Origin of the sequence: Stenotrophomonas maltophilia, assembly GCF_013464485.1 — a bacterium.
Lineage (GTDB): Bacteria > Pseudomonadota > Gammaproteobacteria > Xanthomonadales > Xanthomonadaceae > Stenotrophomonas > Stenotrophomonas maltophilia_AW.
This window is the reverse complement of sequence record NZ_RAUX01000023.1, coordinates 14,842-40,422: the sequence shown is the minus strand read 5'-3', so window position 1 is coordinate 40,422 and position 25,581 is coordinate 14,842. Positions and strand designations below refer to the sequence as shown.

The following is a 25,581-nucleotide window of genomic DNA, read 5'->3' as shown; positions in this document are numbered from 1 at the left end:
GGCCTGCCGGGGCCGCKTTGGCGGCCCKGGKTTCTCCTCCGAAGCCCCGCCCCGGCGGGGCTTCAGCCGTTCCGGGCCCGGTCCGATGAGGCCGTTTTCGCGGGCGGGCGCCGGGCATGCGATAATCGACCGTTACCCTGACGACGCCGCGCGCCGCCGCCACCTATGTCTTCTGATTCGATGCGGAACATCCGCAACTTCTCCATCATCGCCCATGTCGACCACGGCAAGTCCACGCTGGCCGACCGCATCATCCAGCTCTGTGGTGGCCTGCAGGCCCGCGAGATGGAAGCGCAGGTGCTCGACTCCAACCCGATCGAGCGCGAGCGTGGCATTACGATCAAGGCGCAGTCGGTGTCGCTGCCGTACCTGGCCAAGGACGGGCAGACCTACCATCTGAACTTCATCGATACCCCTGGCCACGTCGACTTTTCCTATGAGGTCAGCCGCTCGCTGGCCGCCTGCGAGGGCGCGCTGCTGGTGGTCGATGCGGCCCAGGGCGTGGAAGCGCAGTCGGTAGCCAACTGCTACACCGCCGTGGAGCAGGGCCTGGAAGTGGTGCCGGTGATCAACAAGATCGACCTGCCTACCGCCGACATCGAGCGCGCCAAGGCCGAGATCGAGGCCGTGATCGGCATCGACGCCTCCGACGCCGTGCCGGTCAGCGCCAAGACCGGCCTGAACGTGCAGGACGTGCTGGAGGCGATCGTGCATCGAATCCCGCCGCCGAAGCCGCGCGACACCGACAAGCTGCAGGCGCTGATCATCGACTCCTGGTTCGACAACTACCTGGGCGTCGTGTCGCTGGTACGCGTGATGCAGGGCGAGATCAAGGCCGGTGACAAGCTGCAGGTGATGTCGACCGGCCGCAACCACCAGGTCGACAACGTCGGCGTGTTCACCCCGAAGCGCAAGGTGCTGCCGGCGCTGCGTGCCGGTGAAGTGGGCTGGGTCACCGCCAGCATCAAGGACGTGCACGGTGCGCCGGTCGGCGACACCCTGACCCTGGCCGGCGACCCGGCACCGAAGCCGCTGCCGGGCTTCCAGGAAATGCAGCCGCGCGTGTTCGCCGGCCTGTTCCCGGTAGACGCCGAGGACTACCCGGACCTGCGCGAAGCGCTGGACAAGCTGCGCCTGAACGATGCCGCGCTGCGCTTCGAGCCGGAAAGCTCCGAGGCGATGGGCTTCGGCTTCCGCTGCGGCTTCCTCGGCATGCTGCACATGGAAATCGTGCAGGAGCGCCTGGAGCGCGAATACAACCTGGACCTGATCAGCACCGCGCCGACGGTGGTGTATGAAGTCCTGAAGACCGATGGCTCGATCATCAACATGGACAACCCGGCCAAGCTGCCGGCGGTGAACCAGGTCGAGGAGATCCGCGAGCCGATCATCCGTGCCAACGTGCTCACCCCCGAGGAGTACATCGGCAACATCATCAAGCTGTGCGAAGAAAAGCGCGGCAGCCAGATCGGCATCAACTACCTGGGCAGCCAGGTGCAGATCAGCTACGAGCTGCCGATGGCCGAAGTGGTGCTGGACTTCTTCGACAAGCTGAAGTCGGTCAGCCGTGGCTATGCCTCGCTGGACTACCACTTCGTGCGCTTCGACGCCGGCCCGTTCGTGCGCGTGGACGTGCTGATCAACGGTGACAAGGTCGATGCTCTGTCGCTGATCGTGCACCGCAGCCATGCCGACCGTCGCGGCCGCGAGCTGTGCGAAAAGATGAAGGACCTGATCCCGCGCCAGATGTTCGACGTGGCCATCCAGGCCGCCGTCGGCTCGCAGATCATCGCCCGTACCACGGTCAAGGCCATGCGCAAGAACGTGCTGGCCAAGTGCTATGGTGGCGACGTTTCGCGCAAGAAGAAGCTTCTGGAAAAGCAGAAGGAAGGCAAGAAGCGCATGAAGCAGGTCGGCCGTGTGGAGATCCCGCAGGAAGCGTTCCTGGCCGTGCTGCAGATGGACAACAAGTAAGCCCGCACCGGCCCTGCGGGGCCGGTCGACTGGTGACGTTGCAAAGGACCCTGAATGAAACTGTTTGAGATCCTCCTGGTCGTGCTGACCCTGGCCTCGGGCCTGATCCTGCTCGCGGACAAGCTGTACCTCGCCAAGCGGCGCGCCCAGCGCGCGGGCCTGCTCGACACCGAGCCGGTGCTGGTGGACTACTCGCGTGCATTCTTTCCGGTGCTGGCGATCGTGCTGATCGTGCGCAGTTTCATCGCCGAACCGTACAAGATCCCGTCCAGCTCGATGATGCCGAACCTGCTGATCGGTGATTTCATCCTGGTCAACAAGTTCTCCTACGGCCTGCGCCTGCCGATCAGCAACACCAAGTTCGTGCCGGTTGGCGAGCCCTCGCGTGGTGACGTGGTGGTGTTCCACTTCCCCGGCCATGGCGAGAACGATCCGGCCAAGGGCGAGAACTTCATCAAGCGCGTGATCGGCGTGCCGGGTGACACCGTGGTCTTCGAAGGCGATGGCGTGATCCTCAACGGCGAGCCGCTGAAGTACGACAACAAGGGCATCTACGCCGGCCACAAGGGCCAGGGCGAGGGCGCCAACCTGCTGGTCGAGCACCTGCCGGGCCGTACCCACACCGTGCTGGAGACCGACTACCCACGTGGCCAGGGCCAATGGACCGTACCGGCCGGCAAGTACCTGGTGATGGGCGACAACCGTGACAACAGCGACGACGGCCGATTCTGGGGCCTGCTGCCGGAAGAAAACCTGCGCGGCAAGGCGTTCCTGATCTGGCTGAACTGCCAGGGCTGGTTCTGCAAGGATGGCTTCGAGCCGTCGCGGATCGGCTCGGGCATCAACTGAGCGGGCATCAACTGAGTATTTTCACATCCGACGCGTATCTGGGGAGAACGCAATGAAGACGATCAACACGCAGCGTGGCATGACCCTGACCTCGTTCCTGACGGTCCTGATCGTGGTTGGCTTCTTCCTCTACATCGGCATGAAGCTGTTTCCGATGTACCAGGAGTACTACGCGGTGCGCTCGGCGATGAAGAGCCTGGCCAACGAGCCGGGCGTGGGCAGCATGGAGCCGGCGCGCATCCAGGACCTGTTCTTCAAGCGCCTGTACATCAACTACTCGGACAACGTGAAGCCGGCCAACGTGAAGTTCGACCGTCGCGACAATGGCTGGACCCTCAAGGTCAACTACGAAGTGCGCCGTCAGCTGATCGGCAACCTCGATGTGGTTGGCAAATTCGATTCTTCCCAGGACCTGACACGAAGCGGTGCCCAGTAAATTCATCCAACGTGGCGACCTGATCGGTCATGCCTTCAGCGACCCGGCCCTGCTCAAGCAGGCGCTGACGCATCGCAGTGCCGGTGCGCCGCACAACGAGCGCCTGGAGTTCCTCGGCGACAGCATCGTCAACATGATGGCGGCCGAGGCGCTGTACCGACGCTGGCCCAAGGCCGACGAAGGCGCGATGACCCGTGCCCGTGCCGAGCTGGTGCGTGAAGGCGCGCTGGCGGTGATCGGGCGCAGCCTGGAACTGGGCGAGCGGCTGACCCTGGGCCCGGGCGAAATGAAGTCCGGCGGTCATCGCCGCGACTCGATCCTGGCCGACGCGGTGGAAGCCGTGGTGGCCGCGATCTACCTGGATGCCGGCTTCGAGGCCTGCCGGGCGGTGGTACTGCCCTGGTTCAGCGCTTCGATCGAGGCACTGCCGGCCTCCGGCCGGCCCGAGAAGGACCCCAAGACCCGCCTGCAGGAATGGCTGCAGGCCCGACAGAAGGCGTTGCCGCAGTATGAACTGGTGTCAGAATCCGGTGACGACCACGCCAAGCACTTCCGGGTACGCTGCAGCGTAGCCGACCCGGCCGCCAGCACCGAGGGCGAAGGCGCCTCGCGGCGGATTGCCGAACAACAGGCGGCTGCGGCCGTCCTAGAACAACTGGATTCCAAGTGAGCGAACAAACTCCCCATCATTGCGGCAGCGTGGCCGTCATCGGCCGTCCGAACGTGGGCAAGTCGACCCTGACCAATGCCCTGGTCGGTGCCAAGGTCAGCATCGTTTCCAATCGCCCGCAGACCACGCGTCATCGCCTGCTGGGCATCGCTACCTATCCGGGAGGCCAGCTGGTGCTGGTTGACACCCCTGGCCTGCACAAGGTGCAGAAGCGGGCGATGAACCGGGTGATGAACCGCGCCGCGCGCGGCTCGCTGGAAGGCGTCGACGCCGGCCTGCTGGTGATCGAAGCCGGCCGCTGGGACGAAGAGGACAGCCTGGCGTTCAACGTGCTGCGTGATGCCGGCATTCCGGTGGTGCTGGTGGTCAACAAGATCGACCGCCTGAAGGACAAGGGCGCGCTGCTGCCGTTCCTGCAGGAAGTTACCGCCGGTCGCGAGTTCGCTGCCGTGCACCCGATCTCGGCACAGAAGCGCAACGGCCTTGAAGCGCTGGTGCGTGACGTGCTGAAGCTCTTGCCGGAAGCCCCGCCGATGTTCGGCGAGGACGAGATCACCGACCGCAGCCAGCGCTTCCTGGCCGGTGAGCTGGTGCGTGAGCAGCTGATGCGTCAGCTGGGCGAGGAACTGCCGTACGCCACGACTGTGGAGATCGAGCGTTTCACCGAAGATGGCAACCTGCTGCGCATCGGCGCGGTGATCTGGGTCGAGCGCGAAGGCCAGAAGGCCATCGTGATCGGCAAGGGCGGCACCCGCCTGAAGGAGATCGGGGCCAAGTCCCGCCTGCAGATGGAGCGCTTGTTCGGGGCCAAGGTGTTCCTGGAAACCTGGGTGCGCGTGCGTGAAGGCTGGTCCGACGACGAGGCCGCACTGAAGGCCTTCGGCTACGAGTAATCAGTTGCGGTCGCTTCGATGATGATCGAGGACGACACCGGCTTCGTGCTGCATGCACGGGCCTACCGCGAGACCAGCCTGCTGGTCGAGGTGCTGAGCGCGCAGCATGGCCGGATCGGCCTGCTCGCGCGTGGCGTGTCCACCGCCAAGGGGCAGGTGCTGCGCGCGGCCCTGCAGCCGCTGCAGTGGATCCGCTTCAGTGCCCAGCAGCGGGGTGAACTGGCCCAGTTGCGCGGTGCTGAAGCGCTGGATGCGGCGCCGCGCCTGGTCGGCCAAGCGATGCTGGCCGGCTTCTACCTGAGTGAACTGACCCTGCGCCTGGCCCCCCGCCAGGACCCGTTGCCGGAGTTGTATCTGGCCTACGGCGAAGCGCGCGCACGCCTGGCGGTGGGCGCCGGCCTGGCCTGGACCCTGCGTCGCTTCGAGCGCGAACTGCTGACCGCACTGGGCCTGGGCTTCGAACTGGACAGTGCCAGCGACGGCCAGCCGATCGACCCGGCAGCACGTTACGAGCTGGATCCGCAGGAAGGCGCGCAGCGCCTGCTGAGCGAGCGCGGCGGGGAACGCCGGGCAGCGGCCACCGGCTCGGCGCTGCTGGCGCTGGCGGCCGACGAAGAGCCCGATGCCGCCGACCTCGCCAGCCTGCGCCTGCCCATGCGGCGGGTGCTGGCCCATCACCTGGGGGCCAAGGGCCTGAAGTCCTGGGAACTGCTGGAGCAGCTGGCCCCCCGACGGTAGGGAGGGGGCGGCAGGGCTTGCAGCCCTGCACCTGCCGAATCAACGTCAAAAGCAAAACTGGTTATCCGTGGGTAGGCGGGGTGGCGCCGGTTGCGGGAGACGCCGTAAACCCATCCWTGGGGGCTTGGCCGCGGCATCCATGCCGCAGACACYCCCGCAACCGGACCCACCCCGCCTTCGACAGTTYTCCGCGGTCTGTCGGAACGGCGTCCTGCTCCGGTAGGTGTCGACCTTGGTCGACACGAATGCCTGAAGAACCGGCTTTTGCTTTTGATTTTTCTTTTGATCTTCCCGCGGTGCGCAGGAAATTGTCTGTGGCCGGGCGGGTGGGCGTGGCGGGGGTATCCGCGGCATGGATGCCGCGGCTAAGCCTCCAGGGACGGATTCACGGCGTCCCCCGCCATGCCCACTCGCCCGGACTACCCCGGCGATCCATGAGCACAAGCATCGCGGAGGGCGCGGGCCCGATGGCCGATCTTTCACCCCAACCATGGCATGCTCGGCGCCAAGCCCACCCGGAACCTCCGCCATGCGCCTGTTCACCCGTGTCCTGCCCCTGATGCTGCTGGCCTCCCTGTTGTCCGGCTGCGGCTACAACGCCATCCAGCAGAAGGATGAGGCGGTCAAGGCCAGCTGGTCCGAAGTGCTCAACCAGTACAAGCGCCGTGCCGATCTGGTGCCCAACCTGGTGCAGACCGTGAAGGGCTTCGCCAGCCAGGAAGAGCGCGTGCTGACCGAAGTCACCAACGCCCGTTCGCGGGTTGGCCAGATCAATGTCAACGCTGATGACGAAGCCTCGCTCAAGCAGTTCCAGCAGGCCCAGGGTGAACTCGGCAGTGCGCTGTCGCGACTGCTGGTGGTTACCGAGAACTACCCGGTGCTGAAGTCCGACCAGAACTTCCGCGACCTGCAGGCGCAGCTGGAAGGCACCGAAAACCGCATCACCGTCGCCCGTGGCCGCTACATCCAGCAGGTCCAGGACTACAACACCTACATCCGCTCGTTCCCCCAGGTGATCACCGCCAAGATCTTCGGCTACAAGACCAAGCCGAACTTCACCGTGGACAACGAAGCACAGATCTCCAACGCGCCGGCGGTCGATTTCGGCAACGCGCCGCAGCAGCAACCGGCACCGCAGCCGGGGAACTGATCGATGCGCCTGGCCACTGCGCTGCTGGCCCTGCTGCTGTGGCTGCCGCTGGCGTCGCAGGCGCAGCAGCTGGCGCCGATTCCGGCGCTGGATTCGCCGGTGGTCGATACCACCGGCACGCTCGATGCCGCGCAGAAGCAGGCGCTGGTACAGCAGGCGCTGGACCTCCAGCAGCGCAAGGGCAGCCAGCTGCAGGTGCTGGTGGTACCCACGACCCAGCCGGAAGACATCGCGCAGTACACCACGCGCGTCTTCGACCAGTGGCAGATCGGCCGCAAGGGCGTGGATGACGGCGTGCTGCTGGTGGTGGCCAAGGATGACCGGCGCGTGCGCATCGAGCCGGGCTACGGCCTGGAGGGCGCTATTCCCGATGCCATCGCCAACCGGGTCATCCAGGAATACCTGGTGCCGCGCTTCCGCAGCGGCGACTACGCCGGTGGCATCACCGATGCCACGGCCGTGCTGGTGAAGATCGTCGAGGGTGAAGCACTGCCTGCGCCGGTCAGCAGCCAGCGTGGCCGCGAGCCTGAGGGTGGCGGCGATACCTGGTTCGTAGCGCTGTTCATCGGTGTGTTCGCCGGCAGCATCCTGCGCGGCGTGTTCTCGCGCGTGCCGCGACCGCTGCGTGGCCTGCTCGGCGGTGCCGGTGCAGCACTGGCGGCGTTTCTGTTCACGTCAACCCTGCTGGCCAGTGGCCTGGCGGGCATCGTGGGCCTGATCGTGGCGATGCTCTCTGGCCACCCGGGCCGCTTTGCCGGTAGCGGGGGCTGGGGCGGTGGCAGCTGGGGCGGCGGAGGCGGCTTCGGTGGCGGTGGKGGATTCGGCGGTGGCGGCGGTTGGGGCGGCGGCGGTGGCCGCTCCGGCGGCGGCGGTGCTTCGGGGGGCTGGTGATGATCCAACGTCTATGTCGCCATGTGTTTTCCCCGTCGGTGCGGCGCGCGTTCCCGCCGGCCACGCTGCAGGCGATCACCGAGGCCATCGCGGTTGGTGAGCAGCGCCACGGCGGGCAGGTGATGTTCGCCGTGGAAGCGGACCTGCCACTGGCCGCGCTGTGGCGGCGGGTCACCCCGCGCCAGGCCGCCGAGCATGCATTCGCGCGCCTGCGCACCTGGGATACTGCCCATAACAACGGCGTACTGATCTACCTGCTGCTGGCCGACCACGCCATCGAGATCGTCGCTGACCGGGGCCTGCAGGGCCGGGTCAGTCCGGCGCAGTGGCAGCGGGTCTGCACCCACCTGCGCGAGGGCCTGCGTGGAGCCAATCCGGTGGAAGCGCTGCAGGATGCCATCGATGAGGTCTCCAGCCTGATCGAAGGGCACTTTCCGGCCTCGACGCGGTCGAACGATGACGCGTTGCCGAACTCGCCCCAGCTCCTTGGTTGAGCCGGGGCGGCACTGGCCCGAGAATAGGCGTTCAACCGCAAGGCACCTTCCATGATCTATTTCCACGACATCGACCCCATCGCCCTCTCGCTGGGGCCGATCAAGGTGCATTGGTACGGCATCATGTACCTGCTGGGCTTCACTGCGGCTTGGCTGTTGGGCCGCAAGCGCATCGCCGATGGGCGCCTGCCGGGCGTCGACGCCAATGGTTTCTCCGACCTGCTGTTCTACGCCATGCTCGGCGTGGTGCTGGGGGGGCGTGTCGGCTACATGCTGTTCTACGCGCTGGGCGATTTCCTGCACAACCCGCTGCTGCTGTTCAAGGTGTGGGACGGCGGCATGAGCTTCCACGGCGGTCTGCTGGGCGTGATCGCGGCCTGCTGGTGGTGGTCGCGCAAGCATGCGCTGCACTTCTTCGACACCATGGATTTCATGGCGCCGCTGGTGCCGCTGGGCCTGGGCTTCGGCCGCATCGGCAACTTCATCGGCGCCGAGCTGTGGGGCAAGTACACCGACGGCACGTGGGGCGTGGTGTTCCCGTCCGGCCTGCCGGCGCCGCTGAACCAGCTCGACCACGCGACGCTGCAGGCGCAGTTCGCGAGCGGCGCCCTGAACCAGTTCGCACGCCATCCGTCGCAGCTGTACGAAGCCTTCCTGGAAGGCCTGGTGATGTTCGTGGTGCTGTGGACGGTGTCGGCCAAGCCCCGCCATCGTTACCTGATCGGTGGCCTGTTCGCACTGCTGTACGGTATCTTCCGCTTTGCGGTGGAGTTCGTGCGCATGCCTGACAACGGCATCTACGTGGCCTTCGGCTGGCTGACCAAGGGCCAGATCCTGTGCGTGCCGTTGATCGCGTTCGGCCTGGTGCTGCTGGTGATGTCGCGCCGGGCACCGGTGCTGCAGCCGCAGCCGCCGGTAGCTGCCGAGGGCAAGGCATGAAGGCTTACCTGGACCTGCTCTCGCACGTGCTGGAACACGGCGCCGAGAAGAGCGATCGCACCGGCACCGGCACCCGCAGCGTGTTTGGCTGGCAGATGCGTTTCAACCTGGCCGAAGGCTTCCCGCTGGTCACCACCAAGAAACTGCACCTGCGCTCGATCATCCACGAGTTGCTGTGGTTCCTGAAGGGCGACACCAACATCGGCTACCTGAAGGACAACCAGGTGCGGATCTGGGACGAGTGGGCCGACGAGAACGGCGACCTCGGCCCGGTCTACGGCAAGCAGTGGCGTAGCTGGGCTACCGCCGATGGCGGTGAGATCGACCAGATGCAATGGCTGGTGGACGAGATCAAGCGCAACCCCGACTCGCGCCGGCTGGTGGTCAGCGCCTGGAACGTGGGCGAGCTCTCGCAGATGGCGCTGATGCCGTGCCACAACCTGTTCCAGTTCTACGTGGTGGACGGCAAGCTCAGCTGCCAGCTGTACCAGCGCAGCGGCGACATCTTTCTCGGCGTGCCGTTCAACATTGCCAGCTACGCGTTGCTGACCCACATGGTGGCGCAGGCCACCGGCCTGGGCGTGGGTGACTTCGTGCACACGTTGGGCGATGCGCACCTGTATTCGAACCACTTCGAGCAGGCCCGCGAGCAGCTGTCGCGTGAATCGCGCGCGCTGCCGACGCTATGGTTGAACCCGGAGGTGACCGACCTGTTCGGCTTCCAGTTCGACGACATCCGCATCGACGGCTACGATCCGCATCCGGCCATCAAGGCGCCGGTGGCGGTATGAGTACCCGCCTGATTTCCAGAGGCCTGCTGGCGCTGTGCGGCATGCTGCCGCTGGCCATGGTGCAGGCCGGACCGGCCGATGCGCTGTCGTTGGCCAGGCAGGTCAACGAGCAGATCGTGCACAAGCACATGCGCGAGGAAGTGCAGGCGTTCGCCGGGGCATTCAACGGCAGCACGATGATGCCCCAGGATGTTCCGGAAGGCTGCCGGGCGCAGATGCGTGAGGCGGTAACCGGCATGTACACGGCGATGACCGAGCACCTGAAGGCGGGCGTCGAGAACCCGGCGTATCAGCGTGAGCTTGAACAGGGTCTGGCCACCGTCTATTCCAACGACCAGCTGAAGGCGTTCCTGGCGCGCGGCGCCAGCGACGATATCGCTGCGCTGTCGGCAGAGATCCTGTCGGGACCGGGCCTGAAGGAGATCGAAGAGGCGCAGAAGCAGAAGATCCTCGCTGGCCTGGATGAGCAGACCACGTCCAGCCCTGCGCTGGCTGCGGCGTTGCAGGCCGCCAGTGCCGCGAACGCTGCCTGCGAACGCCTGCAGATCGACGCCAGCTGAGGAGGTGGTAGCAATGAAGCTGTCGATGATCGTGGCGCTGGACCGCAACCGTGGCATCGGCCAGGGCAATGCCATGCCTTGGCACCTGCCGGATGATTTCAAGCATTTCAAGGCGCTCACCCTGGGCAAGCCGATCCTGATGGGGCGCAAGACCGCCGAGTCGATCGGCCGCGTGCTGCCGGGGCGGACCAACCTGGTGCTGACCCGCAGCGGCCAGGTGCCGTTCGAGGGCATGCGTGCGGTGGCGTCGCTGGACGAAGCGAAGTCGATTGCCGAAGGCGAGGGCGCCAGCGAGCTGTGCATCATCGGCGGCGGTGAGATCTTCCACCAGCTGCTGGAGCAGGCCAATGACCTGTACCTTACCTGGGTGGATGCTGAAGTCCCCGCCGATACCCATTTCCCCGAAGTGGATGCGCAGGACTGGCAGGAAGTGAGCAGCGAGCCGCACCCGGCCGACGAACGTCACGCGTACGCGTTCCGCTTCGTGCACTACGTGCGCCGCTGATCGTCGCAACGTACCTGTAGAGCCGAGCTTGCTCGACAGCTCTTGACGGATACACAGGGCATAGTCGAGCAAGCTCGACTCTACGGCCCGGGCATCCGGTAATGCCCGATGATGGCGTGCCGGAACAGCAGGTTCTCTTCGCGGGTGCCGCGCGCGATGTTGTGCAGCACCAGCGGCGTGCCATCGGCCAGCTGCCGGTCGGAGACGATGCCCACATGCAGCAGGCCGTTGCCGTTGAGCTTCCAGGCAACGATGTCACCGGCCGCATAGTCGGTGACGAGGGCGGTGATCGGTTGCTGCCAGCCCTGCCGTTCGAACCAGCGCATCAGGTTCGGTACACGACGATGATCGATGTTGCGGTCCGGCCGTGACAGGCCCCAGATCGCCGGATAGGCACTGAAGTTGCCGCGCATGTCCTCATGCACGCGTGCCTGCAGGTCCAGGCCCTGGCTGCGCAGGGCGCGCACCACCACATCGGTGCACACGCCGCGATCCAGTGGCACGTCTCCGCCGGGATAGGCCAGCACTTGATAGGCAGGGTCGTAGCGGGTGGTGACGCCGATCTGCGCGCGCGCCGCTGCCACCAGTGGTGGTGAAGGCGCCTGTGGTGGCGTCGGTGTGCGTTCAGCGCTGTCCGCAGCCGTGGGAGCAGTCGGCGAGCCGGGCTGGCAGCCGCTGGCCAGGGCCAGCGTCAGCAGCACCATCCATGGTGCCCAGCCGCGCCGCGTCATGCCTGCGGCGGAGGACTGTTGTTGCCGGGGCCCGCGGAGCCACCACCACCGCCACCACGGCGACGACGACGGCGCGGGCCACGATTGCCGGGGTTGGCTGCGGGTGCGCTGCCGCCGCCCTGTACCTTGCCCTGCGCCGACGCGGCCGGTCGTTCGTGCGCGGGGCGCGCGGGCGGGCGGGCGTTGGGCACCGGTGCCGGTACATCGCGGCCCGGCACCTGCACCACGCGCAGTTCATTGGTATCGAGCTGGATCGCTGTGAGCTTGCCGCCCCACACCGCACCGGTATCGATGGCGTGCACGCCCTGGGTGATGGTCAAGCCCAGCGCCGACCAGTGGCCGCACACGACCTTGAGGTCGCGCTCGACGCGTCCCGGCACTTCGAACCACGGATACAGCCCCTGTTCCTGCGTGCCCGGCGTGCCCTTGTCCTCGATGCCGATGCGCCCGCGCGGGGTGCAGTAACGCATGCGGGTGAGCACGTTGATGATCGCGCGCGAGCGGTCATAGCCGGACAGGTTCGGCGCCCAGCTCGGCTTGTCGCCGTACATGTTGCGGAACAGCTTGCGGTAGCCGGCGCCGTGCAGCTGCACCTCGACTTCGGCCGCGTGCTTCTCGGCCATCTGCGTGGTCCACTTCGGCGCCAGGCCGGCGTGCACCATCATCCAGCCCAGCTCGCGGTCCACGTGCACCAGCTTCTGCAGGCGCAGCCAATCCAGCAGTTCGTCGCGGTCCTCGGCCTGCACGATGCGCAGCAGGTCCGGGTTGACCTTGCGCTGTTCCTCTTCGGTACGCGCACCGACAGCCAGCAGCGAAAGGTCATGGTTGCCCAGCACCACCACGCTGTGCTCGCGCAGCGAATGCACCAGACGCAGCGTTTCCAGAGACTGTCCACCCCGGTTGACCAGGTCGCCGCAGAACCACAGGGTGTCCTGCGCCGGATCGAAACGGATCTTCTCCAGCAGTCGCTGGGTGACGTCGTAGCAGCCCTGCAGGTCGCCGATCGCCCACACACTCATCGTTCGGCCTCCGTGTCAGTGCAGGGTACGCGGGACGGCCAGCACGAAGGGTGCGACCGGCGCGGCGAATTCGGTGCCATCGTCGGCGACCATGTCGTAGTGGCCCTGCATGGTCCCGTGATCGGTGCCCAGCATGACACCGGACGTGTAATGGAAGTCTTCACCGGGACGCAGTCGCGGCTGTTCGCCGATCACGCCGTCGCCATCGACATGCTCGACGCGGCCGTTGGCATCGGTGATGCGCCAGTGGCGCGCGACCAAGCGCGCGGCAACGCGCCCCTGATTGTGGATGCGGATCGTGTAGGCGAACGCATAGCGCCCGTCTTCCGGCGCGGATTGATCGTCGAGGAAGCGTGGTGCGACTTCGACGGAGATGGCATAAACGTCAGCGTCTTCCATACCGGCAGTGTAATCAGGAGGCATTGGCCAAAGCGATGAATTCGGCCACGTCCAGCTGTTCGGCGCGGGCATCGGGACGCACGCCGGCGGCAACGAACTGCTCGGCGGACACCACGTTGTTCAGGGCATTGCGCAACGTCTTGCGACGCTGGCCGAAGGCGGCCTTGACCACCTCGGCGAAACGCTTGTGGTCATGGATGTTGATCGTTGCCGGGTCACGCGGCACCAGCCGCACCACGGCCGAATCGACCTTCGGCGGCGGCCGGAACGCGCCCGGCGGCACCACGAACAGCGAGGTCACCTGGCAGTAGGCCTGCAGCATCACGCTGAGGCGGCCATAGACCTTGCTGCCCGGGCCGGCGGCCATGCGGTCGACCACTTCCTTCTGCAGCATGAAGTGCATGTCGCGGATGACCGCGGCATGTTCCAGCGCATGGAACAGGATCGGCGAGGAGATGTTGTAGGGCAGGTTGCCGACCAGGCGGATCGGCTGGCCGTCGGCCAGCTCGGTGAAGTCCACGCGCAGCACGTCGCGGTGGACGATGGTCAGCTCGCCCAGCGGTTCGGCGGCGGCGGTGAGCGGCGCGATCAGGTCGCGGTCGAATTCGATTACCGTCAGCTTCGGGTGCACGCGCAGCAGCGGCAGGGTGATCGCGCCCTGGCCGGGGCCGATCTCGACCAGTCGATCGCCGTCTTTCGGGTTGACCGCCATCACGATCTTGTCGATGTAGTGGCGATCAGCCAGGAAATGCTGGCCAAGCTGCTTCTTGGCTGGTGCGGTGAACACCGGGCCGGAGGGGGAATGCGGGGAATTCATGCGCTCAGTGTACGTTGCCGCGCAAGCTGCGCACACAACGTCGTTGCCGCCTGCAGGCTGGAAGGATCGGCGATGCCGCGGCCGGCCAGGTCCAGCGCGGTGCCATGGTCCACCGCTACGCGCGGGTAGGGCAGGCCCAGGGTCAGGTTCACTGCCTGCTCGAAGCCCGAGTACTTCAGCACCGGCAGGCCCTGGTCGTGGTACATCGCCAGCACACTGTCGAAGCCGGCCAGCTTGGCCGGCAGGAACGCGGTATCGGCCGGCAACGGCCCGACCAGGTCCATGCCCTCTGCGCGCAGGCGCTGCATCAGGGGGATGATCAGGTCCAGCTCTTCGTGGCCCAGATGGCCGTCTTCGCCGGCGTGCGGGTTCAGGCCAAGCACGGCGATGCGGGGTGCAGGCAGGCCGAACTCGCGACGCAGCGCGGCATGCACGGTGCGCAGGATGTGTTCCAGGCCGGGCGCGGTGATCGCGTCGGCCACCTCGCGCAACGGCAGGTGGGTGGTGGCCAGGGCCACGCGCACGATGTCGTTGGCCAGCATCATCACCACCTTCACCCCGGCCTGGTCGGCCAGCAGTTCGGTGGTGCCGCTGTAGGCGATGCCGCCCTCATTGATGACTGCCTTGTGCACCGGGCCGGTGACCACGCCGTGCAGCTCACCGGACAGGCAGGCCTGGCCGGCGCCGAGCAAGGCGCCGATGACGGCAGGGGCATTGGCCGGATCGGCCCGGCCGAAGTGGCTCGGGGCGGCATTGGCCACCACGCGCAGGCGCAGGTCGCCGGGGACGCATGCTTCGGCATCCTCGGGCAGCAGTTGCAGCGGCAGGTTCAGCGCGGCCGCAGCCGCGCGCAGGGTGTCCGGGTCAGCGAAGGCCAGCAGCCGGCAATCTTCACGCGGCTGCTGGACAAGGCGGACGCACAACTCCGGGCCGATCCCGGCGGGCTCGCCCGGTACCAGAGCGAGCTCGGGGCGCATCGGTCAGGACTGCGGCGGGGTGGCAGTGTTTTCCGCGCGGTCGCCGCTGCGGAAGCTGACGTAGGCTTCGCCACGCAGTTCCTGCAGGAAGCGGTTGTACTCGTCTTCCAGCTTGCGGCGGCCGATGGTCTCGCGGACCTGGGCACGCTGGTTGTCGCTGGTCACGTCGGTCTGGCGGGTGGCCACGCGCTGCACGATGTGCCAGCCGGCATCGGTACGGAACGGCTGGCTGACGCCACCGTCCTGGATACCGGACACCTGCTGGCCGAACGCCGGACCGAACGCATCGGCCGGGAACCAGCCCAGATCGCCGCCCTGGCCCTTGCTGTTGTTGTCCTCGGAGGACTCCTTGGCCACCGTCTCGAAGTCTGCGCCACCAGCGATGCGGGCGCGCAGGGTATCGATCTTGGCCTTGGCGGCCGCGTCGGTCTGATGATCGTCCACGCGCACCAGGATGTGGCGACCGTGGTACTCGGTGACGGTGCTGGCGCCGGCAGCGGCACTGGCATCGCGCACTTCCACCAGCTTCAGCAGCTGGAAGCCGCTGGGACCGCGGATCGGGCCGACCACTTCGCCGGGCTTCATCTTTTCCATCATCTGCGCGAAGGCCTGCGGGATTTCATCCAGGCTGCGCCAGCCCAGGTCGCCGCCTTCCAGCGCGTTGGGGCTGTCCGAATAACGCACGGCGGCGGCGTTGAAGTCCAGCTCGCCCTTGTCCAGCAGCGCCTTCACGCCATCGGCCTTCTTCTGGCCGGTGGCGATCTGGTCGGCGTTGGAACCGTCGGGCAGGGCGATCAGGATGTGCGCCAGGTGGTACTGGTTGCCCACCGTGGCCTGCTGCTTCAGCGCAGCGTCGACTTCGCCCTCGCTGACGCTGATGCGGCTCTGCGCGAAGCTCTGGCGCAGGCGCTGCACAGTGATCTCGTCGCGCACCGAGGCACGGAAATCGTTGAAGTCGATGCCGTCATGGGCCAGGCGCTGGCGCAGCGCGTCCAGGTTGGAACCATTCTGCTGGGCGATGGCATTCATCGCCTGGTTCAGCTCCTGGTCGCTGACGCGGATGCCGCTGCCCTGGGCGCGGGCCACCTGCAGCTTGACCAGCACCAGGCGCTCGAGCACCTGGCGGCTGAGCACGTCTTCCGGCGGCAGCTGGTTTTCACGGCCGGCGTACTGCGCCTTGATGTTGGCGATCGCACGCTGGAGCTCGCTCTGAAGGATCACGTCCTCGTCGACGACGGCGGCGATGCGGTCCAGCGGCTGCGCCTCCTGCGCGAGCACCTGCAGGGGGGCGGACACGCTGGACACCGCCAGCAGGGAGGCGAGAAGAACGGGGAAGCGCTTGGTCATGGGATCTGATTCGGATCGTAGTCATCCCGGGTCGCCCCGGTGTTGCTGGGCGGCACGAGATAGAGGTCGTCGCGGTTGTAGCCGAGGATAGCACGGCGCAGCGTACGGTCCGTGTCCTGGCCGATGGAGCTCAGGCCCTTCAGCACGAACTCCAGCTGGAAGGAATTGTTCATGTCACCTTCGCGGTTGCGCACGTAGCGGCGGGCCACGGCGCGCACGGCCAGGCAGCAGCTGTCCCACTGCACGCCGCCGATGATTTCCAGCGGTTCCTTGTCCTGCAGCGAGTAGTAATACCGGCCCACCAGGCTCCAGCGCGCATTCAGCGGGTACAGGAACGACAGGTCGGCCTGTTCCAGCAGGGTCCGGTCATGCTTGTTGGCAGTGGCCGGGGCGCCGGCGTTGATGCGGTAGCGGTAGGTCAGGTTGATCACGCCATCGTTGGGCATCAGATAGCGGGCGCGGACGCTGGCCAGATCCTCGCGCTTGTACTTCGGGTCCCACTGGTAGGTGGCGCCCAGGGTCCAGCGGTCGTTGATCATGTAGTTGCCGTCGGCGATCCACGCCGACTTGCCCTTCTCCACCGGGGCGCCGCCCGGCGTTGTGCTGACCCGCGATTCATCGAAGTACTGGATCTGGCCGATCGCGGCCGAGAAGCGTTCCTTGCCGGTGGTCTGGTCGATGAAGCGGGTGCCCAGCGCCAGGGTCAGCTGGTTGGCGTCGTTCTGGCGGTCGGCGCCGGTATAGCGCGAGTCGCGGAACAACTGGCCCCAGCTGAAGGTGAAGTCACGGGTGTCGAGGATCGGCAGCTCGTCCTGGTTGCGATAGGGCGTGCGCAGGTAGAACAGGCGCGGCTCCAGGGTCTGCAGGAACGACTTGCCGCGGATGGTGGTCTCGCGGTCGAAGAACAGGCCGGCATCGAGGCTGCCGATCGGCAGGCTGCGGCTGGGCGAAGTATTGCCGCGCAGCTGTTCGGGCGTGGCGGTGTCTGGGTTGATTCCCTGCGAGACCAGCACGTCGCGGCGGACGCGGTCGGCCAGTCCCTGGTCCAGATCATAGGCGGTGTAGCGGTAGGCCAGGGTCGGGGTCACGTACCAGGCTGCGCCACTGATCGGGAACGACACATAGGGCTTCACGTCCAGGCGTGAGCCGCCATACATGCGGGTGACCGTGCCATTGCGCACGTATTCGCCCTCGGCATTGATGGTCTTCTCGTTGATGTCATCGTGGGTGAAGCGCACTGCTTCTGCGTAGACGCCGGTTTCCAGCCACGGCAGCAGCGGCTTGTTCCAGTTGAAGTACACCCGAGGCTGGCGGTTGTAGGCCAGTGCCCGCTCGGTCAGGGTGTAGTCGGTCAGCTGCCAACGGTCGGCCATGATCCCGGCGGTCCAGTCCTTGCCGGTGCCGTACAGGCCGATGGTGCTCTGCAGGTTGGAGGCGGTCACGCCCACCAGGCGGTTGGCGAAGTCCTCCACATAACGTTCGTCGCTCACCCAGGCCAGGTTGGCACGGGCCTGCCAGTGGCTGTTCACGTTGTGGTAGCCGTCGAACATCACCCGGCCGCGGTCACGGTCGCGCAGCTTGTCGTTGGGCATGTAGCTGGTCAGCACCTCGCCACGGCCGCCGTTGTAGAGGTAGCGGAACTCGTTGTCGAGCAGCAGGCCGCGCCGGCTCATGTAGCGCGGGGTCAGGGTGTCGTCGTAGTTCGGCGCCAGGTTGAAATAGATCGGCTGCGCGTAGTCGAAACCGTTGCGGCCGGACATGCCCAGCTGCGGGAACAGCAGGCCGGTCTTGCGGCGGTCATCGATCGGGAACTTGAAGTAGGGCGCCCACAGCACCGGCACCTTGCCGATGCGCAGCACGGCATTGCGTGCCGTACCGAAACCTTCGTCGTTGTCCACTTCGATCTGTGGCGCCGACAGCTTCCACACCGGCTGCGATGGATCGCAGGTGGTGTAGGTGGAGCGGTGCATCTGGCCGACCGCGCCCTGCAGGTCCACCGACTCGGCATCACCGTTGCCGCGGCGCGACACCAGCTGGTACTTGATGTCGGTGATCTTGTGGGTGTCGCTTTCCTGGTTGCCTTCGGCACGCTTGGCGACCATCCGGATCGACCCGTCCTGGTAGCGGACATTGCCGTCGGCAATGTAGTTGCCGGTCTCGGTGTCGAAGCTGAGCTTGTCGGTGCCGACGAACTGGTCGCCCCGGCGCAGTGCCACGTTGCCCTCGTACTGCGGCACGGTGGTGGTGCCCAGCAGCTGGTCGCCTTCGATGTCGGTGGGCTGCTGCTCGCGGGCGGCAGCAGCTGCAGCCTTGTCCTGGCCGGGAACCGGGGTCGGGGCGTCGGTGAACGCGGGAATGACGTCGGTGGCCGGGCACAGGCCCCAGTTGAGCGGCTTGTCATCGGCCATTGCCGGCAGGCTGATGGCGATGCTCAGGGGCAGGGGAAGCAGGCGGAGGGCTCGGCGCACGCGGTTCGGATTCGGGCGAAAACGGACGGTAGCTTGCCCCATCCCTTGCATAGGGGCAATGAAGGGCACCGGAGCCTGCCGGTTCGGGTTCATCCGGCGGTGGCACCGGCGGACGGTGTGATCAATGCCTGGACATGGGCCACGCTGCACTCTGCCAGGGCCTGCAGGTCGTAGCCGCCTTCCAGCATCGAGACCACCCGTCCGGCCGCGTGACGGCGTGCCAGCGCGTGCAGTTCACGGGTGATCCAGGCGAAATCGTCGGTCTCCAGCATCAGGTCCGCCTGGGGGTCCCGAAGGTGGGCGTCGAAGCCGGCTGAGATCAGCAGCAGCTGCGGGCGGAAGTCGTTGATGGCCGGCAGCATCTCGTCGGCCCAGACGTTGCGGAAGCGGAAGCCACCGCTGCCGGGGGGCAGCAGGATGTTCATCAGGTTGCCGGCACCCCGGTCGCGGCGCAGGCCGGAATTGGGAAACAGCCCGGCCTGGTGGGTGCTGTAGTACGAGACCCGGGCATCGTGCTGGAAGATGTCCTGGGTGCCGTTGCCGTGGTGCACGTCGAAGTCGACCACCGCGATCCGCTCCAGGCCGTGGCGGTCGCGGGCGTAGGCGGCGGCGATGGCGATGTTGTTGAGCAGGCAGAAGCCCATCGCCGTGCTGCCGGTGGCGTGGTGGCCGGGCGGGCGCACCGCGCAGAAGGCCAGCGGGTCCTCGCCCAGCATCACCGCGTCGACCGCGGCCACGCCGGCACCGGCGGCATGCACGGCGGCACTGGCCGAGCCCGGCGAGGTCCAGGTGTCCATGTCCAGCTGGCGCAGCGGCGCGGTCTGTGGCTGCAGCACGAAGTCGAGCAGGGCACTGTCGTGGACCCGGCTCAGTTCGCCGAACTTGGCCGGCGGCGCTTCGCGCCACTCCAGCTGGCCGGGGAAGGCGGCATGCAGCGCATCAAGCACATGCTGCAGGCGTTGCGGGCACTCGGGGTGGCCAGGACCAGGGTCATGCAGCAGGCAGGACGGATGGGTATAGACCAGCATCGTGCCGACTCAGCGTTGGCGCTGCTGTGGCTGCCACAGCGCTTCGCCGTGGCCGTCGGCGCGCGCCAGTACCCGGGCCAGCACGAACAACAGATCCGACAGCCGGTTCAGGTACTGCAGCGCCTCGCTGCGCACAGGCTCGTGGCGGGCCAGGGTGACCGTTTCGCGCTCTGCGCGGCGGACGATGGTGCGGGCCACATGGCAGCGAGCGGCGGCCTCGCCGCCGGCCGGCAGGATGAATTCCTTCAGCATGGGAAGGCTGGCGTTGTAGTGGTCCAGCTGCTGCTCAAGCGCCGAGACGTCGGCAGCGTGGATGGCGGCATGGGCGGGGATGCACAATTCGGCACCGAGGTCGAACAGCTGGTGTTGCAGGTGCACGATCAGCGCGCGCACGTCTTCGGGCAACGGTGCGGCCAGTAGCAGGCCGAGAGCCGCGTTGGCTTCGTCGACGGTGCCGAAGGAAGCAACGCGGGCATCATCCTTGGCCACGCGCTGGCCATCGCCGAGGCCGGTAGTGCCGTCGTCGCCGGTGCGGGTATAGATGCGCGAGAGGCGATGACCCATGGCGCAGCTCAGTGCTGGATGTCGCGGCGGGCCTGCTGGAGCTTCAGCACCTGCTCCACGGCCAGCTGCAGGGCCGCGGCCAGTGCCACATAGATCGCCGTGGTGCGCAGGTAGGGGCCAAACCACTGCGCATAGTTCTGCGCCCAGCCTGCAACGGTCGGCTCAGCCACATTGCGGCTGGTCCAGTAGAAACCGCTCTGCGCCAGCAGATGGCAGACCGCTACCGAGGCGACCAGCAGCAACGCGCCCTTGGCCAGCACCGGCCAGCGCGCGCTCTGGTAGTTGCGGCCGAGCAGCATGCCGCCGGCCCACAGCGAGAAGTAGGCCGGCAGCAGCAACCAGTAGCCCGGCGACACGCAGTAGTGCTGCCAGAAGTCCAGGCCGCTGCTGCGGATCACGATCCAGTCGACCAGCACGGCAAACAGCATCAGCAACGGGAACGCCCAGCGCGTCCAGCGCGCCAGGTAGAAACCACCTATGAAAAACACCGCCCAGGAGGCATCGGGAATGGCCGCGAAGTGATTGACCCGGGTCGCCGCCAGCAGCAGTACGAGTACGGACAGGACGAAGGCGCGGTTGGCGGTATCGGACATGGTGGGGGCCCGGAGCGGATTCAGGTTTCATTCTAGCCCGCCGCGCGGGTTGGCGCAGGGGCCCTCCCGTTCGGCGTACAGAGGGGGCGAGCGCGTATCATGAACGCATGAGTGAACGACATGACGTGCTGATTGTCGGTGGTGGCCTGGTGGGTGCCAGCCTGGCCATTGCCCTGGACCGCCTGGGCCGCGACGTGGGCCTGCTTGAGGCCAGCCCGGCCGGCGAGCTCCCGGCGGTGTTCGACCAGCGCAACCTCAGTTTCGCCGCAGCTACCGTCAACGCGCTGACCGCGCTGGGGGTCATGCAGAAGCTGGCGATGGCGCCGGGTCCGATCCGCCGGATCCATGTCAGCCGCGCCGGCGATTTCGGCCGTGTGCAGCTTGAAGCGGCTGATTACGACCGGCCATGGTTCGGCCAGGTGGTGGTGGCGCGCGATTTCGGTCAGGCGCTGGAAGCACGGCTTCAGGAACTGCCACGCCTGCGCCGCTACCGGCCGATGCGGTTCCTGGGGCTTGGCGAGGTGGTCGATGGTTACCGCCAGGTGCGGGTGGCTGACGAGACTGGTGAACGTGTCCTGCTGGCACGTCTGGTGGTGGGGGCCGATGGCACCACCAGCGGCGTGCGTGGCGCGCTGGGCATCGAGGTCGATCGCCATGACTTCCAGCAGACCCTGTTCGTGGCCCGCGTGCGCAGCCAGCGCGCGCCGGACGGCACGGCCTGGGAGCGCTTCACCGATACCGGTCCGACCGCGCTGCTGCCGCGGGGAGACCGCCACTTCGGCACCGTGCATGGCGTGGCACGCGACCAGGCCGATGCGGTGATGGCGCTGGACGATACGGTATGGCTGCAACGCCTGCAGGACGCGATCGGCTGGCGTGCCGGTCGCCTGCTCGAGTCCGGCCCACGCAGTGCTTATCCGCTCATCCAGGTGCTGTCGCGCGCGCTGGTGGGCGAACGCGCGGTGCTGTTGGGCAACGCCGCGCAGACGATCCATCCGTTGGGCGCGCAGGGCTTCAACCTGGGCCTGCGCGACGCGCTGACCCTGGCCGAACTGCTGGAAGATTCCATCGATGATGCCGGCAGCGATGCGCTGCTGCAGGCCTATGTCGCGCGCCGCGAGGAAGACCGCCGGCAGACGGTGGCGTTCTCCGGCGGTCTGGCGCGGCTGACCAGCAACCCGGCGCCACTGATGCGTCCGCTGCGCAGTCTCGGCCTGGTGGCCGCACAACGTGCGTCGGTGCAGTCGATGCTGGTCGGTGGCGCGATGGGCTTCCGTGGCGACGTGCCTCGGCTGTGCCGTGGAGAAGCCGCATGAGCCGCCGCGCGCGCCTGGATGTGGCCATCGTCGGCGGTGGCGTGGTCGGTGCCGCGTGCGCGCTGGCGCTGGCCGATGCCGGGCTGTCGGTCGCGCTGGTGGAAGGCCGCGAACCGGCGCCGTGGCAGGCCGCACAGCCGGACCTGCGCGTGTTCGCCTTTGCCGCCGACAATGTGCAGCTGTTGAATCGCCTCGGCGTGTGGCCGGCGATCGCGCAGGCCCGCGCCTGGCCCTACCGGCGTATGCAGGTGTGGGACGCGGCCGGTGGCGAGGATCTGCTGTTCGACGCCGATCGTTTCGGCCGGCGCGAACTGGGTTACATTGTCGAGAACGGCCTGCTGCAGGACCGCCTGTGGGCGGCGCTGCCGGCGGCGGGCGTGCAGCTGCACTGCCCGGCACGGGTGGAAGCGCTGGAGCAGGATGAAGACGGCGTGCGCCTGCGCCTGGATGACGGTCGCCGCCTGGAAGCAGGATTGGCGGTGGCTGCCGACGGTGCCGAGTCGACCCTGCGCCAGCTGGCCGGGATCGAGGTGGAACGGCACGATTACCACCAGCGTGGCGTGGTGGCCTACGTGGACAGCGATCTTCCCAATCAGGCCACCGCCTGGCAGCGCTTCCTGCCGACCGGTCCGCTCGCGTTGCTGCCGGTGGCCGAGCGCCGCAGCTCCATCGTCTGGACCCTGCCCGAGGATGAAGCTGCTCGCGTGCTGGCGTTGGACGAAGATGCGTTCAACCGCGAACTGACCCGCGCCTTCGCTGCACGCTTGGGCGAACTGCGGCTGGCCTCGCCGCGCGCGGCCTTCCCGCTGCGCCGCCAGCTGGCCCGTCACTATGTGGCCGGCCGCGTGCTGGCGCTGGGCGATGCCGCACATGTGGTGCATCCGCTGGCCGGACAGGGCGTGAACCTGGGACTGCGCGATGTGGCCGCCCTGCAGCAGTGGCTGGCGCCGTCCGCCGAGCGTCGGGGCCAGCCGCGGCTGTCGCCGCAGCGCCTGCAGCGCTGGGCCCGCGAACGGCGCAGCGACAACCACATCGCCGCCTACAGCTTCGATGCGATCAATCGCCTGTTCTCCAACGATGAGATGCACCTGACCCTGGCCCGTGGCCGCGCGCTGGGTTGCGTCGGCAAATGGCCGCCGCTGGTGCAGGCGTTCTGGAAGCGCGCCGCTGGGGTGTAAGCGGAATACATGCCGCACGACGCTGCGGGCATCGCTGGCGCGTTACCAACCACGGGACACCGCTCTGGTAGGTGCCAACCTTGGTTGGCACGCTTCCGGCATCGGTGAACAAAAAAGGGGACGGAGGGGATTAAGTCGTTTGTGGCACAAACGACTTAATCCCCTCCGTCCCCTTTTTCAGTCGACCAGCCAGCCGGCCAGGTCGGCACGATCCAGCTTGCCGCGACGCTTCACGTCCAACGCATTGAACTCATCGGCCAGCGCCGGATTCGCCTGTGCTTCCTCGCGGCTGATGAAACCATCGCCGTTCACGTCCAGCGCTGCGAAGTGGATGCGGTACTGGCCAACCACGTTGCTGGGCTCCAGCGAACGTACCGTCACCTGTGCCTCGCCGGCCGGCTGTGCAATCTCGACGCTGCCGCTGACCCGGCCCGCATCCAGCGGCTGCTGGCGGATCGCACCACCGGTCGGGCCCAGTGGTTGGCTCTGCGCGGGAATGTGCGGCAGCTGCTGGCTCATGGCCGGTGCGGCTGCCAGCAGGGTGATCAGCATGGCGAGTGAGTGGTAGCGCATGGTTCCGTTCCCCGGTAGCGCCGGGCCATGCCCGGCGGATGCAATGGGTTCAGCGCAGCGGCGAGGCCAGCACCGTGATTTCTTCCCGATCGTGATACAGCTGCTTGGCGCGCACCACCAGCGGCTTGCCGGCCTGGTCCTGGAACAGGTCCAGGCACAGCCGGGTTTCGTCCCAGCGCTTCTTCATCGGCAGCTTCAGGTTGAAGATCGCGTGCCGGCACCAGCCTTCGCGGAACCAGGTGGCCATGCGTTCGGCGACGCGGCGCGGCTGCTCGACCATGTCACAGACCATCCAGTCCAGCGGTTGTTCGGGATGCCAGTGGAAGCCGTCGGCGCGCAGGTGCTCGACCAGGCCGGTGTCCAGCACGTGCTGGCGCAGCGGACCGTTGTCGATGCTCAGCACGTGCATGTGCTGGCGGGTCAGCACCCAGGTCCAGCCGCCGGGGGCGGCGCCGAGGTCGGCCGCGCGCATGCCGGGCTTGGCCAGCGCCTCGCGTTCTTCCGGCGTGAGAAGGGTCAGCAGCGCTTCGTCCAGCTTCAGCGCCGAACGCGAGGGCGCTTCGGGCAGCAGCTTCAGACGCGGAATGCCCAGTGCCCACGGCGCGCTGTCGGCCGGGTCGGCCACGCAGACAAAGGCGTGGGTGCCGTCGACGAATACCACGTGCAGGCGCGGCAAGCGGTTGTTCGGCTTGTCGGTCAGCTTGCCGGCCTTGCGCAGCGCCGGGCGCAGCGCATTGCCAAAGGCGCGGGCCAGCCCGGACAGCGGCTTGCCGGCGTCCGAGTCCGGGTGCTCCACCCACAGGTCGCCGAAGCGCGGCGCATCGGCCAGCACCTCCAGCATCGGGGTGATGCGGTCGGCCGGGTCCAGCTGCGGCAGTTCGGCCAGCACCACCAGCTTCTGCCGCGCGAAGATCAGCTCGCGCCAGCGCAGCCGCGGCGCCAGCGCCGCCGCCTCGTCGCATATGAACAGCACGTAGCCATCATTGCGCTGGGTGCGTGCGTAGCCGGCGAAACCGGCTTCGCCGGCGCGGAACTGCAGTTCGCCGGCCAGCTCGGGCTCGAAGCCCTGCCGGCACAGGCACAGCAGGCCGATGCCGGTTTCAGTAACGGGCGCCATCGCTTTCCCCATAGGCGCGCAGCACGCTGCGCGCGGCGTCGCGGTTCAGGCCCTGCACCACTTCGATGCCGCGCTTGTTGAGTTCGCCCACCCAGTCGGCCGGCAGCGGGCCCTCGTCGAACGGGGTCAGTTCCTCGACGTCGGCCGAGTTGGCACCGATCAGCAGGCGGTCGATGCCGGCCCACACGGTGGCGCCGTAGCACTGGCAGCACGGCTGCGAACTGGTGGCCAGGGTGACGGGCGACAGCACCGCGTTCAGGCGCGGGGTCTGCAGGCGCTGCTGGGCCAGCATGTAGGCCATGTTCTCGGCGTGCGCCAGCGAGGTCGCGTGCGGCATCACCCGGTTCACGCCGGCGGCGATGACCTTGTCATCCGGGCCGAACACCACGGCGCCGAACGGGCCGCCACTGGCGTGCTCGACATTCAACCGCGACAGCTCGATTGCCAGCGCGACCTTGGCCTCATCGCCGGGATATCGACGATCCAGGTCGATCTGGTCGTGGATCCAGGCGGGAAGGGTCAGGTGGACTTGCGCGTACAGCATCGCGGGGGTGCCTCGTGTGG

General features: G+C 67.3%; 28 protein-coding genes. 15 read left to right on the top strand and 13 right to left on the bottom strand.

Going from position 1 to position 25,581, the window contains the following annotated elements; genetic code table 11:
- Positions 1-180 precede the first annotated feature (180 nt).
- The 13 genes from lepA to D7Y61_RS10455 all read left to right on the top strand — a co-directional run bounded on the left by lepA (position 181) and on the right by D7Y61_RS10455 (position 10,890).
- Positions 181-1,974: a translation elongation factor 4 gene (lepA, locus tag D7Y61_RS10515; RefSeq protein ID WP_176433045.1), complete on the top strand. Its 1,794-nt coding sequence runs from the start codon at positions 181-183 to the stop codon at positions 1,972-1,974.
- Positions 1,975-2,028: 54 nt separating this feature from the next.
- The gene (gene lepB / locus D7Y61_RS10510) at positions 2,029-2,823 is read left to right on the top strand and encodes a signal peptidase I (protein WP_180866192.1); all 795 of its coding nucleotides are present in this window, start codon (positions 2,029-2,031) and stop codon (positions 2,821-2,823) included.
- A gap of 52 nt (positions 2,824-2,875) precedes the next feature.
- The gene (locus tag D7Y61_RS10505) at positions 2,876-3,259 is read left to right on the top strand and encodes a DUF4845 domain-containing protein (RefSeq protein ID WP_180866191.1); all 384 of its coding nucleotides are present in this window, start codon (positions 2,876-2,878) and stop codon (positions 3,257-3,259) included.
- Positions 3,249-3,929, top strand: a complete 681-nt coding sequence (rnc, locus tag D7Y61_RS10500) for a ribonuclease III (RefSeq protein WP_180866190.1) — start codon at positions 3,249-3,251, stop codon at positions 3,927-3,929. The genes D7Y61_RS10505 and rnc overlap by 11 nt, the downstream gene beginning before the upstream one ends.
- The gene (gene era, locus D7Y61_RS10495; RefSeq protein ID WP_180866189.1) at positions 3,926-4,822 is read left to right on the top strand and encodes a GTPase Era; all 897 of its coding nucleotides are present in this window, start codon (positions 3,926-3,928) and stop codon (positions 4,820-4,822) included. The genes rnc and era overlap by 4 nt, the downstream gene beginning before the upstream one ends.
- 18 nt (positions 4,823-4,840) lie before the next feature.
- Positions 4,841-5,560 (top strand): DNA repair protein RecO, encoded by a 720-nt coding sequence (gene recO, locus D7Y61_RS10490; RefSeq protein WP_180866188.1) that lies wholly within the window; start codon positions 4,841-4,843, stop codon positions 5,558-5,560.
- A 529-nt stretch (positions 5,561-6,089) separates the two neighbouring features.
- Positions 6,090-6,710 carry a LemA family protein gene (locus tag D7Y61_RS10485; protein WP_180866187.1) on the top strand — a complete coding sequence of 207 codons (621 nt, stop codon included), beginning with the start codon at positions 6,090-6,092 and terminating at the stop codon, positions 6,708-6,710.
- Positions 6,711-6,713: 3 nt separating this feature from the next.
- Complete coding sequence (locus tag D7Y61_RS10480; RefSeq protein ID WP_180866186.1) at positions 6,714-7,601, top strand: TPM domain-containing protein; 888 nt, start codon at positions 6,714-6,716, stop codon at positions 7,599-7,601.
- Positions 7,601-8,095, top strand: coding sequence for a TPM domain-containing protein (locus D7Y61_RS10475; protein ID WP_180866185.1), 495 nt, complete (start codon positions 7,601-7,603; stop codon positions 8,093-8,095). The genes D7Y61_RS10480 and D7Y61_RS10475 overlap by 1 nt, the downstream gene beginning before the upstream one ends.
- Before the next feature lie 51 nt (positions 8,096-8,146).
- Positions 8,147-9,034 (top strand): prolipoprotein diacylglyceryl transferase, encoded by an 888-nt coding sequence (gene lgt / locus D7Y61_RS10470; RefSeq protein ID WP_180866184.1) that lies wholly within the window; start codon positions 8,147-8,149, stop codon positions 9,032-9,034.
- Positions 9,031-9,825 (top strand): thymidylate synthase, encoded by a 795-nt coding sequence (locus D7Y61_RS10465; protein ID WP_180866183.1) that lies wholly within the window; start codon positions 9,031-9,033, stop codon positions 9,823-9,825. The genes lgt and D7Y61_RS10465 overlap by 4 nt, the downstream gene beginning before the upstream one ends.
- Positions 9,822-10,385, top strand: coding sequence for a hypothetical protein (locus tag D7Y61_RS10460; RefSeq protein WP_258010331.1), 564 nt, complete (start codon positions 9,822-9,824; stop codon positions 10,383-10,385). Before D7Y61_RS10465 ends, D7Y61_RS10460 begins: the two co-directional genes overlap by 4 nt.
- A gap of 13 nt (positions 10,386-10,398) precedes the next feature.
- A complete protein-coding gene (locus D7Y61_RS10455; protein ID WP_180866182.1) occupies positions 10,399-10,890 on the top strand; it encodes a dihydrofolate reductase in 492 nt (163 codons plus the stop codon).
- An 80-nt stretch (positions 10,891-10,970) separates the two neighbouring features.
- Here the strand turns inward: D7Y61_RS10455 and D7Y61_RS10450 are convergent, their stop codons facing one another.
- The 10 genes from D7Y61_RS10450 to D7Y61_RS10405 form a co-directional block, all read right to left on the bottom strand.
- Positions 10,971-11,621, bottom strand: a complete 651-nt coding sequence (locus D7Y61_RS10450) for a DUF1287 domain-containing protein (protein ID WP_180866181.1) — start codon at positions 11,619-11,621, stop codon at positions 10,971-10,973.
- Entirely contained in the window at positions 11,618-12,640 is a 1,023-nt protein-coding gene (locus tag D7Y61_RS10445) for a symmetrical bis(5'-nucleosyl)-tetraphosphatase (protein ID WP_180866180.1), read from the bottom strand. The genes D7Y61_RS10450 and D7Y61_RS10445 overlap by 4 nt, the downstream gene beginning before the upstream one ends.
- A 15-nt stretch (positions 12,641-12,655) precedes the next feature.
- A complete protein-coding gene (gene apaG / locus D7Y61_RS10440; protein WP_049446387.1) occupies positions 12,656-13,039 on the bottom strand; it encodes a Co2+/Mg2+ efflux protein ApaG in 384 nt (127 codons plus the stop codon).
- 13 nt (positions 13,040-13,052) lie between these two features.
- Entirely contained in the window at positions 13,053-13,856 is an 804-nt protein-coding gene (rsmA, locus tag D7Y61_RS10435) for a 16S rRNA (adenine(1518)-N(6)/adenine(1519)-N(6))-dimethyltransferase RsmA (RefSeq protein ID WP_180866179.1), read from the bottom strand.
- A complete protein-coding gene (gene pdxA / locus D7Y61_RS10430) occupies positions 13,853-14,833 on the bottom strand; it encodes a 4-hydroxythreonine-4-phosphate dehydrogenase PdxA (RefSeq protein WP_180866178.1) in 981 nt (326 codons plus the stop codon). The genes rsmA and pdxA overlap by 4 nt, the downstream gene beginning before the upstream one ends.
- 3 nt (positions 14,834-14,836) lie before the next feature.
- A complete protein-coding gene (locus D7Y61_RS10425) occupies positions 14,837-16,180 on the bottom strand; it encodes a peptidylprolyl isomerase (RefSeq protein ID WP_180866177.1) in 1,344 nt (447 codons plus the stop codon).
- Entirely contained in the window at positions 16,177-18,648 is a 2,472-nt protein-coding gene (lptD, locus tag D7Y61_RS10420; protein WP_180866176.1) for an LPS-assembly protein LptD, read from the bottom strand. Before lptD ends, D7Y61_RS10425 begins: the two co-directional genes overlap by 4 nt.
- Positions 18,649-18,737: 89 nt before the next feature.
- A complete protein-coding gene (locus D7Y61_RS10415) occupies positions 18,738-19,676 on the bottom strand; it encodes a histone deacetylase family protein (protein ID WP_180866175.1) in 939 nt (312 codons plus the stop codon).
- Positions 19,677-19,685: 9 nt separating this feature from the next.
- Complete coding sequence (locus D7Y61_RS10410; protein ID WP_180866174.1) at positions 19,686-20,240, bottom strand: cob(I)yrinic acid a,c-diamide adenosyltransferase; 555 nt, start codon at positions 20,238-20,240, stop codon at positions 19,686-19,688.
- 8 nt (positions 20,241-20,248) lie between these two features.
- On the bottom strand, positions 20,249-20,833 hold the full coding sequence (locus tag D7Y61_RS10405) for a hypothetical protein (protein WP_180866173.1): 585 nt from the start codon (positions 20,831-20,833) through the stop codon (positions 20,249-20,251).
- A 107-nt stretch (positions 20,834-20,940) separates the two neighbouring features.
- On the opposite strand from D7Y61_RS10405, the gene ubiH reads away from it, so the two are divergent.
- Together ubiH and D7Y61_RS10395 are read left to right on the top strand one after the other, a co-directional pair.
- Positions 20,941-22,149, top strand: coding sequence for a 2-octaprenyl-6-methoxyphenyl hydroxylase (gene ubiH / locus D7Y61_RS10400; protein ID WP_180866172.1), 1,209 nt, complete (start codon positions 20,941-20,943; stop codon positions 22,147-22,149).
- Complete coding sequence (locus tag D7Y61_RS10395) at positions 22,146-23,327, top strand: UbiH/UbiF family hydroxylase (protein ID WP_180866171.1); 1,182 nt, start codon at positions 22,146-22,148, stop codon at positions 23,325-23,327. Before ubiH ends, D7Y61_RS10395 begins: the two co-directional genes overlap by 4 nt.
- Before the next feature lie 177 nt (positions 23,328-23,504).
- On the opposite strand, the gene D7Y61_RS10390 is transcribed toward D7Y61_RS10395, so the two are convergent.
- From D7Y61_RS10390 to D7Y61_RS10380, 3 genes are read right to left on the bottom strand one after another with little or no spacing between them, the layout of a single operon-like run.
- The gene (locus tag D7Y61_RS10390; RefSeq protein WP_180866170.1) at positions 23,505-23,900 is read right to left on the bottom strand and encodes an EF-hand domain-containing protein; all 396 of its coding nucleotides are present in this window, start codon (positions 23,898-23,900) and stop codon (positions 23,505-23,507) included.
- A gap of 49 nt (positions 23,901-23,949) precedes the next feature.
- Complete coding sequence (gene rlmM, locus D7Y61_RS10385) at positions 23,950-25,017, bottom strand: 23S rRNA (cytidine(2498)-2'-O)-methyltransferase RlmM (protein WP_180866169.1); 1,068 nt, start codon at positions 25,015-25,017, stop codon at positions 23,950-23,952.
- Positions 25,001-25,561, bottom strand: a complete 561-nt coding sequence (locus tag D7Y61_RS10380; protein ID WP_004154307.1) for a nucleoside deaminase — start codon at positions 25,559-25,561, stop codon at positions 25,001-25,003. Before D7Y61_RS10380 ends, rlmM begins: the two co-directional genes overlap by 17 nt.
- Positions 25,562-25,581: the final 20 nt, after the last annotated feature.